The organism is Antiquaquibacter soli (assembly GCF_030580675.1).
Lineage (GTDB): Bacteria > Actinomycetota > Actinomycetes > Actinomycetales > Microbacteriaceae > Rhodoglobus > Rhodoglobus soli.
The window spans coordinates 787,687-807,759 of record NZ_JAUQUB010000001.1 but is presented as its reverse complement, the minus strand read 5'-3'; the positions used below and the strand labels follow the sequence as shown (position 1 = coordinate 807,759).

Below are 20,073 nucleotides of genomic sequence, written 5' to 3'. Positions count from 1 at the left end.
AAGAGTTGCGAGGGGGCGGTTAACGCAGCTCGGCCTCGATGCGCTCGAGGCGGGCGACGACGGAGGCGCGCTTGGGGGACTTCGGCGGGAGCATCCTGAGCACCGCGGCCCACACCTCGGCGTCGTAGGCGGCCTCATCGGTGCGGGCGTAGTCGAGGAGGGTGTCGACCGAGGCATCCGTGAGCAGCGACTCGCGAACGCGGGTGCTCACCTCGTCGCGGATCTCGCGGATGCCCGGCGCCGTCGACACGGGGAGCACCTGGCCCGAGTACCCGGCGAGCGCCACGCGGTGCGCTCCGCGGTCGAGGAACGCGAGCACACGGTGCGCGTCGAGGTCGAGCCGGCGCGGCAGCCGGTACGGTCGCGCGAGCGGGACGAGGGAGGCGTCGACCTGCTCGATCGCGCGCCGCAGCCGCACCATCTCCGGTCGCAGCGTCGACACCGAGGTACCGAGGAGGTCGGCGAGGCGCTCCGCGGAGAGGCCCGACGGATGCCACGCGAGCAGCGCGAGGATCTCGGTGTGCCGGGCGCTCAGCTCGACGCTGCGGCCGCGGGACTCGAGGCGACCGACCTCTGTTCCGAGGACGGAGAGCGTCGCATCCGGTCGGGGCACGGCGCGCTGGATGACCCGCCGCGGCGCGACCGGCTCGTCGAGTCGACGGATGCGCAGCTCCGCCTCGACCGCGGCGACGGCCGCCTCGAGCAGCGGGAGCGTGGTCGGGGAGACGGCGTCGTCGCCGCCCGTGATGTCGATGACCCCGAGCATCCCGCCCGAGCTGGGATCGTGCACGGGGACTGCGGTGCAGCTCCAGGGATGGACGATGCGGTTGAAGTGCTCGGGGCCGTGGATCTGGATGCCGTGATCGAGGGCGAGCGCCGTGCCCGGCGCGCTCGTGCCGACGCGCGACTCCGACCAGTCGGCCCCCTCGACGAACATCATGCCCTCGGCCTTGCGGCGCAGGGTGCGGTCGCCGTCGATCCACAGCAGCCGCCCGTCCTGGTCGCCCACCGCGACGATGAGGCCGGCCTCGAAGGTGTGGCGGATGAGGAGGCGGTGGATCGTCGGCAGCGCGAGCGCGAGCGGGTGGGCATCCCGGTACTCGCGGAGGTCGTCCGAGTCGAGGTCGACGCCCGCGAGCGGGCGGTCGGGGTCGACGGCAAGGCTGAGGCTGCGGCGCCAGGACTCCTCGACGAGGCGGCGGACGCCCGCGGCATCCGCACGCTCCCCCACGACCGCGTCGTGCGCCCGGGCCGCCGCCAGCCGCGCGTCATCGCCGGGGGCGGTGGTCCACGGGCTCGGCATGGCAGCACTCCGATCGTCGGTGATGCGGGTGCAGAGAGTCTACGGCTGAGGGCCGCTCCCTTCGAGTGCCTCAGGGAGCGGCCCCTGCTCAGGCGGCGACCCGCTCCGGCGCGTCGACGAGGTACCGAGAGTAGGCGGTGATCGTGAGGAACGTGGGGAAGTGCTCCTCGAGGGTCACCGCACGGAAGACCTCGGCCGCATCGTCGAAGCGGTCGCCGGGTGCCCGCTCGGCTCCGGCGAGTTCCTCGCGCAGCAGGCGCTCGACCATGTCGCGCGTGATGAGCTGCCCCTCCGCGGTGACGACGCGCTGGTGCATCCACTGCCACAACTGGCTGCGGCTGATCTCGGCGGTCGCCGCATCCTCCATGAGGTTGTCGATCGCGGCGGCGCCCACTCCGCGCAGCCAGCTCTCGAGGTAGCGCAGCGCGATCGACACGTTCGAGCGCACCCCCTGGTCGGTCACCTGCCCGTCGAGGCGCAGGTCGAGCAAGTCGGCGGCGGTCACGTGCACGTCGTCGCGCTGCCGGTCGACCTGATTCGGCCGGTCGCCGAGAACGGCGTCGAACTCCGCTCGCGCGGTCGCCACGAGGTCCGGATGCGCCACCCACGTGCCGTCGAACCCATCGCCCGCTTCGCGCCGCTTGTCGGCGGTGACGGCCTCGAGCGCTCGAGCGGTGACCTCGGGGTCACGGCGGTTCGGGATGAACGCGCTCATGCCCCCGATCGCGTGTGCGCCACGACGGTGGCACGTCGCGACGAGCAGTTCGGTGTACGCCCGCATGAACGGCACCGTCATGGTGATCGACGACCGGTCCGGCAGCACGAAGCCCGCGCTCCGGCCCCGGAAGTTCTTGATGATCGAGAAGATGTAGTCCCAGCGGCCCGCGTTGAGTCCCGCGCAGTGCTCGCGCAGCTCGAACAGGATCTCCTCCATCTCGAACGCCGCGGGGATCGTCTCGATGAGCACCGTCGCCCGGATCGTGCCGTGCGGGATGCCGAGGGCGTTCTCCGAGAACGTGAACACGTCGTCCCACAGGCGGGCCTCGAGGTGGTTCTCGATCTTGGGAAGGTAGAAGTACGGCCCGCGTCCCGCGGCGATGAGCTCCTTCGCGTTGTGGAAGAAGTACAGTCCGAAGTCGACGAGGGATGCACTGGCCGGGCTCCCGAGCCCTGCGCGATCCGTGTACCGGAGGTGCTTCTCGACCAGGTGCCACCCGCGGGGGCGCATCACGATGGTCGGGGTCTCGGCACCGAGCCGGTACTCCTTGCCCTCGGCCGAGGTGAAGTCGATCTGCCGGCGGATCGCGTCGAACAGGTTCACCTGCCCGCCGATGACGTTGCCCCACGTGGGGCTCGTGGCGTCCTCCTGGTCGGCGAGCCACACCTTCGCGCCGGAGTTGAGGGCGTTGACCGTCATCTTGCGGTCGGTCGGGCCGGTGATCTCGACGCGGCGGTCCTCGAGCCCGGGTCCGGCGCCGGCGACCCGCCACGACGGGTCCTCGCGGATGGCCGCGGTCTCGGGCAGGAAGCGGAGGTCGCGCCCGTTCTCGATGTGCTTGCGCTGGTGCATCCGCGCGTCGAGTCGCTCGTGGCGGCGACCCGCGAACTGGTCGTGCAGTCGGGTGAGGAAGGCGAGCGCCTCGGGGGTGAGGATCTCGTCGAAGCGGGGCTCGGGCATCCCGAGCACTTCGATGCGGTGCGTGGTCATGATGGTCTCCTTGATCGTTGAACCGACGCCCGAGACGGGCGTCGGCGCTGGCGTCGCGGCGAAGGCCAGAAATGGCCTTCGCTCATAGCTCCAGCGCGTCAGTGGAACTGCGCGGTCTCGGTGGAGCCCACGAGCGCGAGGGTCTCGCTGTCGGGGTTGAGGGCCGTGGCGATTCGGTCGAAGTAGCCCGTGCCGACCTCGCGCTGGTGGCGCGTGGCCGTGTAGCCGTCCTTCTCGGACGAGAACTCCGCCTCCTGCAGCTCGACGTAGGCGCTCATGTGCCGCTGCGAGTAGTCGCGAGCGAGCGTGTACATCGAGTGGTTGAGGGCGTGGAAGCCGGCGAGGGTGATGAACTGGAAGGCGTAGCCCATCGCCGCGAGCTCCCGTTGGAACGTGGCGATCTGCGCGTCGTCGAGGTGGCGCTTCCAGTTGAAGCTCGGGCTGCAGTTGTAGGCGAGCTTCTTGCCGGGGAACTCGCGGTGGACGCTCTCCGCGAATGTGCGCGCGAGCTCGAGGTCGGGCTCGGCGCTCTCCACCCACAGCAGGTCCGCGTACGGCGCGTACGCGTGACCGCGGGCGAGCACCGTCTCGATGCCGGGAGTGGTGCGGTAGAACCCCTCGCTCGTTCGCTCGCCCGTGAGGCACGGGCGGTCGCGCTCGTCGATGTCGCTCGTGATGAGATCGGCGGCGAGGGAGTCCGTGCGCGCCACGATGATGGTGGGCACTCCCGCGACGTCCGCCGCGAGCCGCGCCGCGTTGAGCGTGCGGATGTGCTGCTGCGTGGGGATGAGCACCTTGCCGCCCATGTGCCCGCACTTCTTCTCGCTCGCGAGCTGGTCCTCCCAGTGCACGCCGGCGGCACCCGCCTCGATCATCGAGCTCATGAGCTCGTAGGCGTTGAGCGGGCCGCCGAAGCCGGCCTCGGCGTCGGCGACGATCGGGGCGAGCCAGTCGATGTCAGAACCGGCCGACTCGGCGTGCTCGATCTGGTCGGCGCGCAGCAGGGCGTTGTTGATGCGGCGCACGACCGCGGGGACGGAGTTGGCCGGGTAGAGGCTCTGGTCGGGGTAGGTCTGCCCGGAGAGGTTCGCATCGGCGGCGACCTGCCAGCCCGAGAGGTAGATCGCCTTCAGGCCCGCACGCACCTGCTGCACGGCCTGGTTGCCGGTGAGGGCGCCGAGGGCGGGCACCCACGGCTCGTCGTGGATGAGCCGCCACAGGTTTTCGGCGCCGCGACGGGCGAGCGTGCGCTCCTCGCGGACGGAGCCGCGGAGGGCGACGACGTCCTCCGCGGAGTAGTCGCGCTGGATGCCGTTCCAGCGGGAGTCGGTCTTCCACTCGGTCTCGAGCTGGGCCGCGGTCTGGGTCTGGTCGCCGGGTCGGTTGGGGGTCATGTCAGGCTCCTTCGCTTGCTGTGACCTCGACTCTGCGCCCGATCGCCGCCTTCTTCGCGGCCCGTTTGGGCAGAATTTTCGGGATTCTTCTATTCCGCCGAAGAAGCGGCCGTGCGAGAGTGTCCGCATGGACGATGACGTTCGCACCGCGGCCGAGGATGAGCGCATGCTCGATTCCCTGACCATCGGCCGTCGCATCCGGCAGCTGCGCACCGACCGCGGCCTCACGCTCGACGACCTCGGCGCCGCGCTCGGCCGCGCAGCGAGCCAGGTGAGCGTCATCGAGAACGGCAAGCGCGAGCTCAAGCTCGGAGAGCTGCAGAAGCTCGCGCGCACGCTGCAGGTGAGCGTGGACGAGCTACTGAGCGCCGAGCCGCCCTCGAAGCGCGCCGCCCTCGAGATCGCGCTCGAGCGGGCGCAGCGCGGCCCCCTCTACGCGTCGCTCGGCCTGCCACCCCTACCGGTGCGCAAGAGCCTGTCGGATGACGCGATCCAGACGATCCTCGCGCTGCACGACGAGCTCCAGCGCCTGCACCGCGAGCGCGCGGCCACCCCTGAGGAGGCTCGCCGGGCGAATACCCAGCTGCGCCGCCAGATGCGTCAGCGCAATAACTACTTCGCCGACCTGGAGGCGCGGGCGAAGGAGCTGCTGAGCGCGGTCGGCCACGAGGGCGGGCCGCTCTCGCAGCGCGTGGCATCCGACCTCGCCAGCCATCTCGGGTTCTCGCTGCACTACGTTCCCGATCTGCCTAGCTCGACCCGCAGCGTGACCGACCTCAAACACGGGCGCATCTACCTGCCGGTGAACCAGGGCGCGGGCAGCGATCCGCGATCGACGCTCCTGCAGGCGCTCGCGAGCCACGTCCTCGGGGTCTCCGAGCCCAAGGACTACGCCGACTTCCTGCGCCAGCGCGTGGAGACGAACTACCTCGCGGCCGCGCTCATGGTTCCCGAGCACTCCGCCGTCGAGTTCTTGCGCGCGGCGAAGGAGAAGCGCGAGCTCTCCGTGGAGGACCTGCGGGATGCCTTTGCCGTCAGCTACGAGACGGCCGCGCACCGGTTCACGAACCTCGCGACCGAGCACCTCGGCATCCCCGTGCACTTCCTCAAGGTGCACGAATCGGGCACCCTCTCGAAGGCGTACGAGAACGACAACGTCGCGTTCCCGACCGACGCCCTCGGCGCCGTCGAGGGGCAGCTCGTGTGCCGCTACTGGAGCGCCCGCCGCGTGTTCGATGTCGACGACCGCTTCAGCCCGTACCACCAGTACACCGACAAGCCGTCGGGGACCTACTGGTGCACGTCCCGCATCCAGTCGACGTCGCGGGGCGACTTCTCCGTCAGCGTCGGCACCCCGTTCGCGCACGTCAAGTGGTTCCGCGGTCGGGACACCGCGAACCGCTCTGCGTCGACGTGCCCGGACGAGGGATGCTGCCGCCGGCCGCCGGCGGACCTCGCCGCGCGCTGGGAGCACAACTCGCTCCCGAGCGCGCGGCTCAACTCGTCACTGCTCGCCGCGATGCCCGTGGGAATCTACCCGGGCGTCGACTCGACCGAGGTGTTCGAGTTCCTGGAGGCGCACTCGCCGGGGCAGTGATCCTCCGGCGCTACGCGGCCTTGCTCGCCTCCGTGCCGAGCTTGTCGGAGTTCACTCGCGTGTCGCGACCGATGCGCACGTTGTCGCCGATGTGCACGCCGTCCGCGACCTTCGAGCCGCTGCCCACTCGGGCGCCGCGGCCCACCACCGCGGACTGGCCGATGTGCACGTTGCTGCCCACGAACGCTCCCGCGCTGATGAACGCGTCACGGTCGATCCAGCTGCCGGCACCGACCCAGCACCCAGCGGCGAGCTCCGCCCCCGGCTCGACGTACGCGTTGGCCTCCACGTACGCGGTCGGATGCGCCGTCGCTTTGAGCGCGACATAGCCGCGGCCGTTGGCGTGCTTGCGGTAGCGGGTCACCTCGCCCGCGTCGTTCTCCACATCCTCATAAACCTTCTGCATGTCGATTACAACGCATGGGAGTGGGATTTTAGTCCCGTGCCCTAGCGTGGTGGCCATGACCGCACAGTCCCGACACGTCCGCTCCCTGCTCACCGCCGACGCCGTGCACGACAGCGCTCTCGGCTCGATCCGCCGGCTCACCGCCGAGGAGTTCCCGATCCTCCACCGGATGTCCATCAAGCGGCTCGTCCTCGAGCCCGGATCCATCCGCGAGCCTCACTGGCACGCCAACGCGAACGAACTGACCTATTGCATCTCCGGCTCGCTCCTCGTCACCGTCTTCGACAACGCGGACGAGTTCTCGAGCTTCACGATCGACGCGGGTCAGATGTTCCACGTCGACTCGGGCGCGCTGCACCACATCGAGAACATCGGCGAGACGACTGCCGAGCTCATCGTCGTGTTCGGGCACGAGCGGCCCGAGGACTTCTCGCTGCGGGGCGCGTTCGGCGCGATGACCGACGCCGTGCTCGGCAACACCTACGACCTCCCCGCGTCCGCGTGGGCGCAGGTGCCCCGCGATACGTCGTCGCCCTTGCTCGTGAAGCGGGAGGGCGCGGCATCCGTTCCCGACACCGCCGGCTGGGCCAACCGCCACAAGTTCGACGTCGAGGGCCAGCTCGCTCCCCTCAAGGCCGCCGTCGGCTCGGCTCACCTCGCGCGGCAGCAGTACTGGCCGGCGCTGAAGAACCTGTCGATGTACTCGCTGCGCATCGAGGAGGAGGGGATGCGCGAGCCCCACTGGCACCCGGAGACGGCGGAGATGGGGTACGTGCACGCGGGGAAGGCGCGCATGAGCATCCTCGACCCGGATGGCACGGTCGACACGTACCTCCTCGGCCCGGGCGACGTCTACTTCATCCCGCGGGCGTACCCCCACCAGATCGAGGTCGTCGGCGACGAGGAGATCCACTTCCTCGTGTTCTTCGACCGGCCCACCCCGGGCGACATCGGGTACCGGGCATCCGGTTCGGTGTTCTCGCGAGAGGTGCTCGCCGCGAGCTTCGGCATCCCCGAGTCGCAGCTCCCGGTGCTGCCGTTCACGCCGATCGACCCGCTCATCGTGGGCAAGGCGAACCCGATCGACCCGGTGGAATAGACCGCCACCCCCGCACCCGGTCGGGTCTGAGCAAGCGTTTACTTGACGCGGGCTCGGTTATGCGCTGGACTTCACCTGTACCACTCCATTTGTCAGGGACCGCGACCCTCCAGGAGATGCGTCATGGGGATTCCGCTACTCGCTTACCCTCATCAGGAGCTCCACTCGGACGATGAGGACACCCGGCTCCGCAATTGGGCGAAGAACTCGCGCCTGGGATCGGCCGGGTCGATCGTCGCTCCGGCCACTGAGGCAGAGCTCCGCGACTTCCTCGCCACCAGCATCGGCCACATCCGGATGATCGGGAGCCGGATGTCGCCCGGGAGGATGCTCCAGATCACGGACGGCAGCGGCTGGCTGCTCGACCTGAGTCGCTTGAGCGGCCTGATCTCGAGCACGGACGACACCGCGACCTTCGCCGGGTCCACACCCCTCTCGGAGGTCTACGCGTTCCTGACCGCGCGCGGTCAGATGCTGGATGCCTGCCCCGGTGTCATCGCGGAGCAGACCGTCGCGGGCGCCCTCTCGACGGGGACCCACGGTCAGGGCCTGCAGCAGAGCTCGATCGCCGACGCCGTCGACTCGATTCGGGTGGTGCTCGGCGACGGGACGGTCGCGGACTTCGACCGAGGGCACCCGCACTTTCCCGCCCTCCAGCTCGGTCTCGGATCGCTCGGCGTCATCACCGCGGTGACCCTGCGTGCGCGTCCGCTGACGATCTACACGTGCGTGAAGAAGGTGGTCGGGGTCGACGCCCTGGAGGCGGACCTGGCGACCTGGAACCGGTCGAACGCGCTCGTCAAGGCCTGGTGGTTCCCCCAGGAGGAGCAGGTCCAGCTGTGGATCGCCAACGAGGCCACCGAGGACGAGATCGCCCTGTACCGCGCCAACGGGAGCGAACTCTTCGAGCACGCGACGACCGATACGACGATGAACAGCACCGTCGACTCCACCTTGCGACGCCTGCGCGACGACTCCGGAGGGGTCGCCGACGACGGCAAGCCGCTGCGCACCGTGTCCCGCTTCCGGGACTTCACCGACGTCACCGGTGACATCTACCAGGTGTTCTGCCGAGGGATCGCCACCGCCCAGATCAACGTCGAGATCGCTATCCCCCTCGACCGGGCCGCGGCAGTCGTCTCGAAGATCAGAGAGTGGCATGCGCGAGCCCGGCCACGGATGCACTACCCCGTCATCCTGCGCTGCACCGGCCCTTCCGACAGCTGGCTGAGCCCGTCCTACGGGCAGGACACCTGCTACTTCGGATTCGTGGTCTACTACGCGGCCGACGGGTCGCTCCCGCCGGAGAGCGAGGACTTCCTCCGGGAGGTGGAGCGGACTGTTGCCGAGGAGGGCGGCCGACCGCACTGGGGCAAGTACTTCGATGAGTCCCTCTACGACTGGCCCTCGCTCTACCCGCGGTGGGACGCCTTCCGGAGGGTGCGCGAGGTGCTCGACCCGCAGCACCGCTTCGCGAACGCGTTCACCGCGGCCCTGCTCGATTGACCCGACCTGACCTGATCCGACCAGAACGGGAGTACCACCGATGAACGCCTGGGTGACGTTGCTGACGCAACCCGAGTACGTGGTGGGAGTGCGGGCGCTGCGGGCCTCGCTCGAGGCATCCGGCAGCAGCATCCCGCTCGTCGTCATGGTGACGGAGGCGATCAGCGAGCAGACCCGGCGCCTCCTCAGCGACGAGGGCTGCATGCTCCGGGATGTGGCGCCCCTGCGCCCAGCAGGGGGTTCCGTCGACAGCTACGCCAACGCCCGGTTCGCGGAAGTCTGGACCAAGCTCGCCGTCTGGGGGCTCACCGAGTTCGACCGAGTCGTCTTCCTCGACGCCGACATGCTGGTGATCCGCAACATGGACGAGCTGTTCTCGCTCGACCTCGCCGAGGGGTCGATGGCCGCGTGCCACGCCTGCCGCTGCAACCCCAACCGGATCGCGAGCTACCCGTCGAACTGGACGCCGGACGCGTGCTTCTACACCTACTGCCGAGGCGCCGACCACGTCACGGAGCCGGGAGCGACGGACAACTACCTCAACGGCGGCCTGCTCGTCCTGTCGCCCGACGACGCGGTGCTCGCCGAGATGCTCCGGCTGCTGGCGGCGGTGGACGACCTGTCGCGCTACCCCTTCGCGGAGCAGGACTTCCTGAACGAGTTCTACCGCGACCGCTGGCGGCCGCTGCCCTATGTGTACAACGCGCTCAAGACGCTGCCGCACCAGCACCCCTCGCTCTGGGACCCGGCGGCGGTGAAGAACGTCCACTACATCATCGACAAGCCCTGGACGAAGCCGCTCGATCCCGCTGATCGCTACTTCGAGCTGAACCGACTCTGGTGGACGGTCGCCGACACCCTGGGTGAGCCGGTCCACCCCTGAGGGAGGCCGCACTTAGACGTCCGGAACCCGGCGGATGACGGTGCGCGGCGCGGGCTCGCTCTCGACCGCACGGACGGCGGCCGGGGCATCCGTCGCCGTCGCGTCCGCCTCGGTGATCAGTTCGTCGATGCGCTGCACGAGGGACTGGGATGCCGGCCCCAGGTGATACGCGGCGGTGTCCCGCCGCGGGGGCTCGGCCTCCAGCCCGCCCGCGTAGCCGCGGAGGAATCGCGGCATCCCGGCGAGCAGGGCGCGGTAGCGGACCCACAAGTGGTTCTCCCAGCCCGTGACCGTCACGCGGCCGCGGCTGTCGCGGTACCGCGGCTCGGCGAACTGGTCGAGGAGGGCCTCGGCGGCCGCCCGACCGCGCTCCGACAGCGCCTCGACGGTTTCGCGCGGCATCGTGAGGTTGAGCCCGCCCTCGTCGCGCGACTGGAGCACCTGCACGATCCGGTCCCGGTAGCCCGGTGCCGAGACGTGCGCGTTGTCGCGCCAGTTGCGCGCCGTGCTGAATGCCGCGCTCGCGAACCCGGCGACCGCGCCGAACCCCGACCCCGGGATGCCGCGGAACGGGCTGAGGATCATCTCACCGTTCGTGCGCGCGAAGCGGAACGGCACCCGGGCGGGGTCGCGCTCCTCCTCCCGGTCGTAGCTGCCGAGATTGATGGCGAACGTCGGGCGCGTCGGCAGCGGACGGTCGAACAGGTGGATCGGGAAGTTGCTCGCGAGCCCGCCGTCCGTGAACCACACCTTGCGGAACTCCGACGGGCGCTCGGCGGGAAGGTACTCGATCGCCCACATCGGCACCGCCGAGATGAGCAGCGGGAAGCTCAGCGACATGCGGGTCGCCACGACGACGGGGAGGTACTCCGGGTCCGGCAGGCGCCGAAGCGGCGGTTCGTGGGATGCGGCGCGCTCGAGCCGCGCCTCGTACTCCTCGAGGCTGCGTCCCGACCGTCGCCGGTGCGGTGCCCTCTCGAGGGCGGCCATGACGTCGTCCGGGAACAGGAGCGCCCACTCGGCGGGGTCGTAGTACCACTCCCCCGCCATGAGCGGCAGCTCGACGGGCATCGCCTGGCTGAGCGAGGTGCTGACCATGCGCAGGTCGATCTCGCGGTCCTCGGGATCGGCGACGAGGCGACTGCGTGGTGACTTCGTCCACAGCTGGCCGAAGGTGAGCGGGCCCGCACCGGCCGGGAGGTGGGCGAGAGCATCCAGCCGCTCCGCCATCCAATCGGTGAGCTGGGGGGCGTCGGGCGTTCCGTGGCCGGTGCAGATGCCGAACATCGTGCGCGGCACGGACTGGGTGAGTGCGAACAGAAGCCGCAGCACCATCGCGAGCACCCAGCCGAGCACCGCGAGTGCAACACCGCCGGCGAGCACCCAGCCGTTGCCCGCCGACTGCACGGCCGTGGCCACGCCGAGTGCGAGGCCCAGGATGCTCGACACCGGGAACACCGCGAGCAACGTCACCACGATCACCGGCACCCGCAGCCAGCCCGATCGTCCCCACGGCGCGGCGCCCGTGAACGCGTTCAGGACGGCGAGAAGGCCCCGCGTGCGGCGGGTCGTGCGGAACAGGCGCCCCAGGTCGATCTCCTCGGGGATACCCTCGAGCTCGTCGAAGGCCCCGTGCTCGCGACCGAACTCCGCCGCCGCCCCGAAGGCTGCCCCGATGGCGCCCGCCGAGGCTCCGCCGAGCCCCTTGAGGCGGTACCGGCGGGCGATCGCCGCGATCGTGCCCGGATAGATCACCCCCGAGGTGATGCCGCCCTTCATCACGATGTCGCAGTACTCCGGCGTCGTCGCCATGCGTGCTCCCTCCAGGGGCCGACCGTTCTGTCGAGTCTGACACCGGCCACTGTCGGAGGAGTCGACGGCGGTGTCAAGGCCTCGCGGCAACTGGCCGTGTCGTGCCGTACTGAAGGGATGACCGACGAGACCGGAATGACCGACGACGAGAAGCGTCACGACCAGCTCACCCGGGCGCCCAAGTCCACGGAGGAGGACGCGGCGCCGCGCATCGAGGTGACGAAGCGCGCCGACGGGGTCACGCGCATCGACATCGCCGACACCGCGGCGGTTCGACCGGGGGCGGACCCCGACGACGTGTGACGCTCAGCCTGAGAGGGCCGAGTCGATGATCCCGAGCACCTCGGGGTCCCACGTGAGCGCGCGCGACCAGTCGAGTCCGAACGCGTCGGCGAAGAAGATCGAGTGCACATCGGCGACCTCGTGGACGGTACGGTTCAGCAGCACGTCGGGCGCGACGAGATCGGCGCGCGACGACCGCGTCGACACGAGCCCGTCGTGCGGCCACAGCAGCTCGGGGCTCGACTCGCTCGCGAAGTGGCGGCCGGCGATAAGGGTGACGGGGATCGCGTCGAGGACGCCGCGCTGGGCGGCGTTCCAGCCGTTGTCGCCGTTGAGGTAGGCCTCCGAGACCTCCTCGGCGGCGCCCTGCGAGTTCGCTCGCGCGTACTCGACGGACTGCTCGAGGATGCTGCGGGTACCGGCATCCCCGCCGGCGTCGTCCGGCGACAGTGCCCCCGCGACGATGTCTCCGAGGAGCGCGCCCGTCCACGGTGTGCCGAGGGTCACGAGGCGCCGCACCGCGGGACCGCGCCCCTCGCGGAGCTGCCGGATCGCCGACCGCGAGAACAGCCCACCCATCGAGTGGCCGACGAGGTCGATGCTCTCGAGACCTTCACGGTCGGCGAGCAGTCGCAGGAAAGCAGCGAGGGATGCCCCGGCCGCATCGATGCGGCCGACCGAGTTGATCGTCACGGCGGCGGGAAGCACCTCGGGCACCCCCTCGAACCCCTGCCACCCGGTGTCCTCCGTCACCTCGCCCACGCCGATGCGCGCGGGGGGCGTGTAGACGGTGCGGCCCGCGGACAGCAGGTGCTCGCGGATCGCGGTCATCGTGTTGCCGGCAGCGAGCCCGGTCGAAGCGGCCGCGCCAGGCGTAGTGAACGGGGTGACGGCCGCGCCGCCGGAGACGAGGACGACAGCGTGCATGGCATCAGGCTAGCGGGATCGGCTAGGCACGACCGGCGGGTGACGCCAGTGACGTGCCTCAGTCTCCGACTAAGTCTTCAATCCACGAGAGATCGTCCGTCGCCGAGTAGGCCTCGTACGCCGACTCCTTCGCGGCCACCATCGGGTCCGGATCAAGCGAGAACCACAGTGCATGCGCAGCTCTGGCGCGCGTGAAGGCTGACTCGTACTCCGCTTCCGTTCCGGTTCCCTCATCGATCCGGCTCTGGATCTCCCAGGCCACCTCGTCGAGCCTCTCCACCACCCTAAAGAGCGTCGCGCGCAGCGGGTCGCTCTCCGGAAGCGGCTCCGATTGCACTGCCCTGAGAACATCAGGATCATCGAGCTCGAGCCGCTCGACGGCCTGTCGCGCGATTTCGCTCGCAATCGACCGCAGCCGGTCGCGATCCATCCCAGTGAGACGATCCTCCAGCGCAAGGGAGACTGCCGCGAGCCGAGTTCGTGGGCTGGAAGCATCCGCCGCAGGAGAAGCGTGACGGAGAGCACGCGGTCTTCGCCAGGCCATCAGCCGCGACTCCGTCGACCCACGACAGTGATCCCCGGAAGGACGAGGACCCAAGGATCGAGGTCGCTATCAGCAACGACTCGTAAGCGAGCACCCCGACTGAAAGCGAAAACCGGATCGGTCGCTTCGTCGTCTAGCGCAGTCACCGCAGTAATACGCTGACCTACGAAGCCGTCGAACGCATCAATGATTGCGGCTTCGTCCGACTCCCAATCGACTCCGTGCGATTCGAGAAACCACGGGCAGACCACGCTCAGCCCCCAGCCGTTCCCGGAGAAGGCGACGGTGGGATCCGCCACGTCAACGCCCGCAATCTCGAGCGGAAGCAGAGATCGAATCCACTCGAGAGTGGTCAGCTCATCGTTAGTCACTCGACCCCTCCACGTGTGTTCATAACGGGGCAGCGGGAACACCCTATCGGTCGACTCGTGCGCGTTCGCCAATGCGATGCCAATCGCTGCCGCAAGCGGGCCCGGTGATGCAAGGACGAGGCGGAAGCCAGTGTCTCTGAACTCAAACCTGACGCTGGGAACGGCTATGCCTTGTTGAAGGATTTCGAGAGGATCCGGCCACTTCCGCGGTCGAGTACCACCTCATACCCTGACCAAGATTGTGCCACCAGGCCCCGTTCATCCTGGGACAAGCTCGTGTAAGACTCCCCGCCCTCGCTGGTTGGAAGCTCGGCTCGCCAGTGATTGGTTGCGGGGCGTCCCCTACTGGCTCCCCCGACCGCGACGGCGTCGCGGCCGGGGCCCCTCGCCAGCGGGGGCCCTCTGACTCCTCACACAAAGACAAAAGGCCCGGTCAGATGACCGGGCCTTTTGTCTTTGGTTGCGGGGACAGGATTTGAACCTGCGACCTCTGGGTTATGAGCCCAGCGAGCTACCGAACTGCTCCACCCCGCGGCGTGATCTCTACTTTACCAGACGTTCAGGTGGGCATTCGCCGGGCTGACGGAGGCGTCCCTTTCGAGGGCCTCAGGGGACACCTCCCGAGGTCAGCCGCCGATTGCCGCGATCGCGCGCTCCACCGCATCCTGCATGCGGGCGTCCGCCTCGGCTGCGGCGACGAGGTCGTTCGCGGCGTACGCGGCCTGGCGGTCGGCGAGGGCCTCCTGGTAGTCGGCGAGCGCCTGCTGGAGGGCCGCGTTGTCCGTCTCCGGGGTGGTCGGCGTCGTGGGCTCGGTCGGGTCGCTCGGCTCTGTGGGCTCCGTCGGCTCGGCCGGGACGTCGCCGTCACCGGCGGAGGCACCGGAGTCGCCGCCGAAGAGGGTGTCGAGCGCGGCATCCAGGGTGTCCTCGAAGGCGATCTGGTCGCCGAATGAGACGAGCACCTTGCGCAGCAGCGGGTAGATGGTGCCGCTCGTCGACTGAACGTACACCGGCTGGACGTAGAGCAGGCCGCCGCCGACAGGAAGCGTCAGCAGGTTGCCGAGGCGCACCTCGGTCTGACCCCGCTCGAGGAGCGCGAGCTGGTTCGCGACCTCGGTGTCGGTGCGGAAGTTGTTCTGCACCTGGCCGGGACCGGGAACCGTCGACTGCTTCGGCAGCGTCAGCAGGGTGAGCTTGCCGTAGTCGTCGCCCGCGTCCGAGTTCACGGCGAGGTAGCCGGTGAGCACGTTGCGGCTCGAGTCGCCCGCTCCGCGCGGGATGAACGTCGAGTACAGCGTGAAGGCCGGCTCATCCGTGCCGGGCACCTGCATCGTCAGGTAGTACGGCGGCTGCAGGGCGGCGGTCGCCGACCCCGTCACCGGGTCGTTCGGGGTGACCCACTGGTCGTCGCTCGAGAAGAACGAGCCCGGGTCGGTCACGTGGTACGAGCCGAGGATGGCGCGCTGCACCTTGAACAGGTCGCTCGGGTAGCGCACGTGGTCGAGCAGGTCGGCGCTCATGTCGCTCATCGGCTTGATCGTCGACGGGAAGATCTTCGACCAGGTCTCGAGCACCGGGTCCTCGTCGTCCCACGCGTACAGCGTCACGGACCCGTCGTACGCGTCGACGGTGGCCTTGACGGAGTTGCGGATGTAGTTGATGTCGTCCGTCGCGAACGCCGGCTCCGGAGTGTATGTGTCCGCGATCGCGGTCGAGAGCGACTCCGTCTGCGAGTACGGGTAGTTCGTGCCCGTCGTGTAGCCGTCGACGATCCAGACAATGCGCCCGTCGACGATGGCCGGGTAGGTGTCGCTGTCGAGCGTCAGGTACGGGGCGACCTTCGCGACGCGGTCCTTCGGGTTGCGGTCGTAGAGGATCTGCGATTCGGGCTTCACCGCGTCGGAGAGGAAGATCTGCTCCGACTGGAACTTGATCGCGTAGATGAGCTTCTTGACGATGTTGTCGAGAACCGGCCCGCCGTCGCCCGAGAAGGTCGTCGTTGCGGCGTTGTCGCTGTCCTCGCCTCCGGACGGGTAGTCGAGCTCCAGCTGATCGCCGCCCTCGGGGCCGCCGACGATCGAGTACTCGGGCGATCCCTCGCCGAAGTAGATGCGGGGTTCGAAGTCGCCGAGCTCGCCGACGCTCGGGATGCCCGACTCCAGGAACACCGGCTGGCCGTCGGCCGCGCGCTGGTTGCCGTACGCGGCGACGACACCGTAGCCGTGCGTGTAGACGATCGTGTTGTTGTACCAGTTCTGCGAGTCGCCGAGGCCGGACTGGTTGAGCTCTCGCACGGCGATCACCGTGTCCTGGGTCTGGCCGCCGATCTCATAGCGGTCGACGTCGAGGTGGCTGCCGAACTGGTAGTACTGCTTGACCTGCTCGAGCTGCGCGAACGCGAGCGGCGCGATCGCGGGGTCGAGGATGCGGATGTTGGCCGTGGTCTCGGCGTCCTCGCGGAGTGCCCCGGGCTCAGCATCCGTCTCCGCCGTGTACGGCACCTCCTCGACGCCGTCGACGCCGTACGCGGTGCGCGTCGCGTCGATCGAACGGGAGATGTACTCGGCCTCGAGGGTCCGGGCGTTCGGCTCGACCGAGAAGCGCTGCACGATCCAGGGGTAGATGCTGCCGACGACGAGTCCGCTGACGAGCAGGAGCGCCGTTCCGATGATCGGGAGGCGCCAGCGTCCGATGATCGCCGTGATGAAGAACAGGACGGCGACGATGAGCGCGATGCCGGCGAGGATGGCCCGGCCGGGGATCGTCGCGTTGGCCTCCGTATAACCGGCTCCCGTCTGCAGGAAGCCGCCACTGGCCGAGTAGAGCGTCGCGTACTGGTCCAGCCACAGGCTCACGCCCTGGATGAGCAGGTAGAGTCCGGCGATGATGGCGAGCTGGATGCGCGCCGAGCGAGAGATGCGCACCTCGCGGCCGCTGAACCGGATAGCCCCGTAGAGGTAGCTCGTCGCGAGGGCTGCGAGTCCGGCGATGAGGACGACGGCGGAGGCGAACCCGACGACGCCCTGCCAGAGGGGAAGTTCGTAGAAGTAGAAGGAGAGGTCGAGCCCGAACTGGGGGTCGGTCTCGCCGAACGGCGTGCGGTTCAGCCACTGGAGCACGATCGGCCACCGGGTCGCCGTCGAGACCCCCGCGAACACGCCGAGGACGACGGGGATGCCGAACATCGCGAGTCGGCGCAGCGGCTCGATGACCTGCTGGTAGCGGTCGAGCTGCGAGTTGAGCTTGGCGTAGACGGGGCGGGCGCGGAACGCGATCTCGATGCTCGCCCACACCGGCACCGCCATCGCGACGAAGCCGATGAGGAACATCACAGCGCCCGCGACCCACTGCGTCGTGAGCACGGTGAGATAGCCGAGCTGGTCGAACCAGAGCACATCGGTGTAGAGGTTCGCGGCGATGAAGAACGCGATCACGAGGACGGCGATGACGACCGCGGTGGCCGTCAGTGTCGCTCTCGTGCGGCTCGTCGAGCGCGGGGCGGATCCGGAGGTGCTTGACACGTGGGAGCTCCTGCTGGGTGGGCTGTCGGCTGTCCCAGCCATCCTAGGCGGCGCTAGCTGCTAGAACGCCGGGCGTCCCAGGACTGCCGCAGCGCCGTCAGTCCGCGGTGCAGGTGGGCAGGCCGGTCGTGTCGCCATCCGAGCGGATGGCGGCGAGCGCCGTGAGGGCGTCATCCAGGTCCTCCACCGCGAAGACGGTGAGACCGGGCGGGATGTTGCCGACCACCTCGGTGCAGTTGGCCGCGGGCGCGAGGAACCAGTCGGCGTGCCCCTCTCGCACGGCGCCCCACATCTTCTGGACGATGCCACCGATGGGCCCGACCTCGCCCGTGGACGAGATCGTGCCGGTACCGGCGACCACTTCCCCGCCGTTGAGCGGCCCCTCCGTGAGTTTGTCGATGATGCCGAGGGCGAACATCATGCCCGCACTCGGCCCGCCGACGTTCTCGAGCTGGATCTTCACGGAGAACGGGAAGTCGTAGTCGCTCCCGACGATGATCCCGATGATGGGTGCCGGGTTGTCGCCCTCGCTGAGCGTGGGCGTGATCTCGAAGGTCTGCTCCTCGCCTGCACGGTCGACGACGACCTCGGCCGGACCATCCGTTCCGTTGTCGGCGATGAGAGCGCGCAGGGCGGTGACGTCCGCGGGCACCTCGCCGTTGACGGACACGATGACGTCGTCAGGCAGGAGCACGTCCTGGGCGGGCCCGCCCGGCGTCGTCTCGATCACGGACAGCGTGCTCGGCACCTCGTAGCCGAGGTTCGTCATCGCCGCAGCGATGGCCTCCTTCTGCGAGTTCTCCATGTCGATACGGCTCTGCTCGTTGGAGGTCTCCACCGTCGTGCCCGGCGGGTAGACGGTGTCGACGGGCAGGATGGCACGGCTCGGGTCGAAGTAGGCGGTCGCGATATCGAGCCACGTCGGCAGATTGTCGGGGTTGCCGCGGATGTTGACCGTCAGCATGTCGAGGGAACCCTCGGTGGGGAAGGTCTCCTCCATGGGGATCTGGATCATCGGGACGGCCTCGCCGTCGACCTGCACGTCGCCGAGGACGTCGAACACGGGTCCCGGCTGCTCGATGACGTACGGAGCCGGGAGAAGCGCCACGACGGTCACTCCGATGAGGGCGGCCGCGAGCAGGATCCAGCCGATCCAGCCGCCGCCCCGTCGGGGCCGCACGGGGTCGGGCTCGGTATCGGTGAAGAGGGCCACCGGGGTCCTTCGGAGTTCGGGAGATGGAGTGTTCGCCACGGGCGCACTGCGCGTTGGCCCAGCCTAGGCGAAAACCGGCCTCGCTCGTGGCGGCAGCGGCTAGCGTAGTTTTCATGCCTGAGAATCCGCGGGACGACGACAGCGAGCCCCGACCCGAAGACGAGTTCCGGGACATGCTGCGCGACTTCCTCGCCGGCAACGGAGAGATCGATCCCCGCCGCCTCGCCGGCGCCGCAGGGCTGCCGAACGATCCCGAGCTCGTCGCCCAGCTCATCAGCCAGCTGCAGAACGCCCTCCAGTCGAGCGGCGACGGCGTCAACTGGGGCCTCGCACTCGAACAGGCCAAGGGACTCGCGAGTCGCTCGAGCGTCGTCTCCCTCCCCGCGGAGCGCTCGCAGCTCGAGCAGGCCCTGCACGTCGCATCCCTCTGGCTCGACGAGGTCACCGACATCTCCGCGCTCGCGAGCGAGCCGAGGCTCATGAGCCGCAGCGAGTGGGTCACGGCCACGATGCCGGTGTGGACCCAGCTCGCCGAGCCGGTGGCGACCTCGATCGCCAACTCGCTCACCGATGTGCTGCGTCAGAACGCGCCCGACGAGATGGACGACATGATCCAGGGTGCCAGCCAGATCATGCGCAACGTCGGCGGCACCCTGTTCGCGATGCAGCTCGGCCAGGTCGTCGGCCAGCTCTCGAGCGAGGTCGTCTCGGGCGGCGACATCGGCATCCCCCTTCTCGACAACGCCGAGGCGGCACTCGTACCTCAGAACGTCCTCGCCTTCGGCAGCGGCCTCGACATCCCCGTCGACCAGGTGCAGCTGTACCTCGCCGTGCGCGAGCTCGCGCACGCGAGACTGTTCCGCCACGCCAAGTGGCTGCGCCTCCAACTGCTCACCTCCATCACCGAGTTCGCCCACGGCATCCGCATCGACACCTCGCGACTCGAGGAGCTCGCCGCCGACTTCGACCCGAACAACCCCGAGGAGCTGCGCGAGGCGATGACGAGCGGAGCCCTCATCCCCCCGAAGAGCGACGAGCAGCTTGCCGCCCTCGAGCGCCTCGAGACGATGCTCGCCCTCATCGAAGGCTGGGTGGATGTCGTCACGGCGGCCGCGACGACGCGAATCCCCTCGAGCGCCGCGATCGCGGAGACGGTGCGCCGCCGCCGCGCCTCCGGCGGACCCGCCGAGTCCGCGTTCGCGACGCTCGTCGGCCTCGAGCTGCGACCGCGCCGCCTCCGCGAGGCGGCAGCGATGTGGCAGGCGGTCACCGACGCGGTGGGGGCCGAGAAGCGCGACGAGCTGTGGTCTCACCCGGATCTCGTGCCCGCCGCGACCGACATCGACGACCCGACCGCGCTCATCGAGCGGATCTCGGCCGGAGCGCCCGAGCCCGACGAGTTCGACCGAGCGCTCGAAGACCTGCTCGGCGACGAGAGCGGCGACCGCCCCACCGAGTAGCGACCACACCTGTGGAGGGTCGGCCACGCGCCCCCGAGACGGGTGCT

16 protein-coding genes and 1 tRNA gene are annotated in these 20,073 nt (G+C 69.3%); 6 read left to right on the top strand and 11 right to left on the bottom strand.

Features of this window, described 5'->3' with window-relative positions; all coding sequences use genetic code 11:
- Positions 1–19: 19 nt before the first annotated feature.
- The 3 genes from Q5716_RS03890 to aceA form a co-directional block, all read right to left on the bottom strand.
- Positions 20–1,303: a GAF domain-containing protein gene (locus Q5716_RS03890; protein WP_305001773.1), complete on the bottom strand. Its 1,284-nt coding sequence runs from the start codon at positions 1,301–1,303 to the stop codon at positions 20–22.
- Between the two features lie 88 nt (positions 1,304–1,391).
- A complete protein-coding gene (gene aceB / locus Q5716_RS03885) occupies positions 1,392–3,011 on the bottom strand; it encodes a malate synthase A (RefSeq protein ID WP_305001772.1) in 1,620 nt (539 codons plus the stop codon).
- A gap of 98 nt (positions 3,012–3,109) precedes the next feature.
- Entirely contained in the window at positions 3,110–4,405 is a 1,296-nt protein-coding gene (gene aceA / locus Q5716_RS03880) for an isocitrate lyase (protein WP_305001771.1), read from the bottom strand.
- Between the two features lie 127 nt (positions 4,406–4,532).
- Here aceA and Q5716_RS03875 point away from each other — a divergent pair, with 127 nt between their 5' ends.
- Complete coding sequence (locus tag Q5716_RS03875) at positions 4,533–6,002, top strand: helix-turn-helix transcriptional regulator (RefSeq protein ID WP_305001770.1); 1,470 nt, start codon at positions 4,533–4,535, stop codon at positions 6,000–6,002.
- 10 nt (positions 6,003–6,012) lie between these two features.
- Here the strand turns inward: Q5716_RS03875 and Q5716_RS03870 are convergent, their stop codons facing one another.
- The gene (locus tag Q5716_RS03870) at positions 6,013–6,408 is read right to left on the bottom strand and encodes a DapH/DapD/GlmU-related protein (RefSeq protein ID WP_305001769.1); all 396 of its coding nucleotides are present in this window, start codon (positions 6,406–6,408) and stop codon (positions 6,013–6,015) included.
- A 55-nt stretch (positions 6,409–6,463) separates the two neighbouring features.
- Here Q5716_RS03870 and Q5716_RS03865 point away from each other — a divergent pair, with 55 nt between their 5' ends.
- The 3 genes from Q5716_RS03865 to Q5716_RS03855 all read left to right on the top strand — a co-directional run bounded on the left by Q5716_RS03865 (position 6,464) and on the right by Q5716_RS03855 (position 9,896).
- On the top strand, positions 6,464–7,507 hold the full coding sequence (locus tag Q5716_RS03865; protein WP_305001768.1) for a cupin domain-containing protein: 1,044 nt from the start codon (positions 6,464–6,466) through the stop codon (positions 7,505–7,507).
- A gap of 123 nt (positions 7,508–7,630) precedes the next feature.
- The gene (locus Q5716_RS03860; RefSeq protein ID WP_305001767.1) at positions 7,631–9,013 is read left to right on the top strand and encodes a D-arabinono-1,4-lactone oxidase; all 1,383 of its coding nucleotides are present in this window, start codon (positions 7,631–7,633) and stop codon (positions 9,011–9,013) included.
- 40 nt (positions 9,014–9,053) lie between these two features.
- Positions 9,054–9,896 carry a glycosyltransferase family 8 protein gene (locus Q5716_RS03855; RefSeq protein WP_305001766.1) on the top strand — a complete coding sequence of 281 codons (843 nt, stop codon included), beginning with the start codon at positions 9,054–9,056 and terminating at the stop codon, positions 9,894–9,896.
- Between the two features lie 12 nt (positions 9,897–9,908).
- Here the strand turns inward: Q5716_RS03855 and Q5716_RS03850 are convergent, their stop codons facing one another.
- Positions 9,909–11,708, bottom strand: coding sequence for a patatin-like phospholipase domain-containing protein (locus Q5716_RS03850; protein ID WP_305001765.1), 1,800 nt, complete (start codon positions 11,706–11,708; stop codon positions 9,909–9,911).
- A 117-nt stretch (positions 11,709–11,825) separates the two neighbouring features.
- Here Q5716_RS03850 and Q5716_RS03845 point away from each other — a divergent pair, with 117 nt between their 5' ends.
- A complete protein-coding gene (locus tag Q5716_RS03845) occupies positions 11,826–12,011 on the top strand; it encodes a hypothetical protein (protein WP_305001764.1) in 186 nt (61 codons plus the stop codon).
- A gap of 3 nt (positions 12,012–12,014) precedes the next feature.
- Here Q5716_RS03845 and Q5716_RS03840 read toward each other — a convergent pair whose 3' ends face one another.
- The 6 genes from Q5716_RS03840 to Q5716_RS03820 all read right to left on the bottom strand — a co-directional run bounded on the left by Q5716_RS03840 (position 12,015) and on the right by Q5716_RS03820 (position 18,566).
- Entirely contained in the window at positions 12,015–12,917 is a 903-nt protein-coding gene (locus Q5716_RS03840; RefSeq protein ID WP_305001763.1) for an esterase/lipase family protein, read from the bottom strand.
- Between the two features lie 58 nt (positions 12,918–12,975).
- The gene (locus tag Q5716_RS03835) at positions 12,976–13,347 is read right to left on the bottom strand and encodes a hypothetical protein (protein ID WP_305001762.1); all 372 of its coding nucleotides are present in this window, start codon (positions 13,345–13,347) and stop codon (positions 12,976–12,978) included.
- 649 nt (positions 13,348–13,996) lie between these two features.
- The gene (locus Q5716_RS15970) at positions 13,997–14,224 is read right to left on the bottom strand and encodes a DUF7957 family protein (protein ID WP_491047337.1); all 228 of its coding nucleotides are present in this window, start codon (positions 14,222–14,224) and stop codon (positions 13,997–13,999) included.
- A gap of 65 nt (positions 14,225–14,289) precedes the next feature.
- Positions 14,290–14,366 (bottom strand) — tRNA-Met (locus Q5716_RS03830).
- A 92-nt stretch (positions 14,367–14,458) separates the two neighbouring features.
- Positions 14,459–17,395: a UPF0182 family membrane protein gene (locus tag Q5716_RS03825; RefSeq protein WP_434056584.1), complete on the bottom strand. Its 2,937-nt coding sequence runs from the start codon at positions 17,393–17,395 to the stop codon at positions 14,459–14,461.
- A gap of 55 nt (positions 17,396–17,450) precedes the next feature.
- On the bottom strand, positions 17,451–18,566 hold the full coding sequence (locus tag Q5716_RS03820; RefSeq protein WP_305001760.1) for a YlbL family protein: 1,116 nt from the start codon (positions 18,564–18,566) through the stop codon (positions 17,451–17,453).
- Between the two features lie 113 nt (positions 18,567–18,679).
- Between Q5716_RS03820 and Q5716_RS03815 the strand changes: the two genes are divergently transcribed.
- Positions 18,680–20,026: a zinc-dependent metalloprotease gene (locus tag Q5716_RS03815; RefSeq protein ID WP_305001759.1), complete on the top strand. Its 1,347-nt coding sequence runs from the start codon at positions 18,680–18,682 to the stop codon at positions 20,024–20,026.
- Positions 20,027–20,073 lie beyond the last annotated feature (47 nt).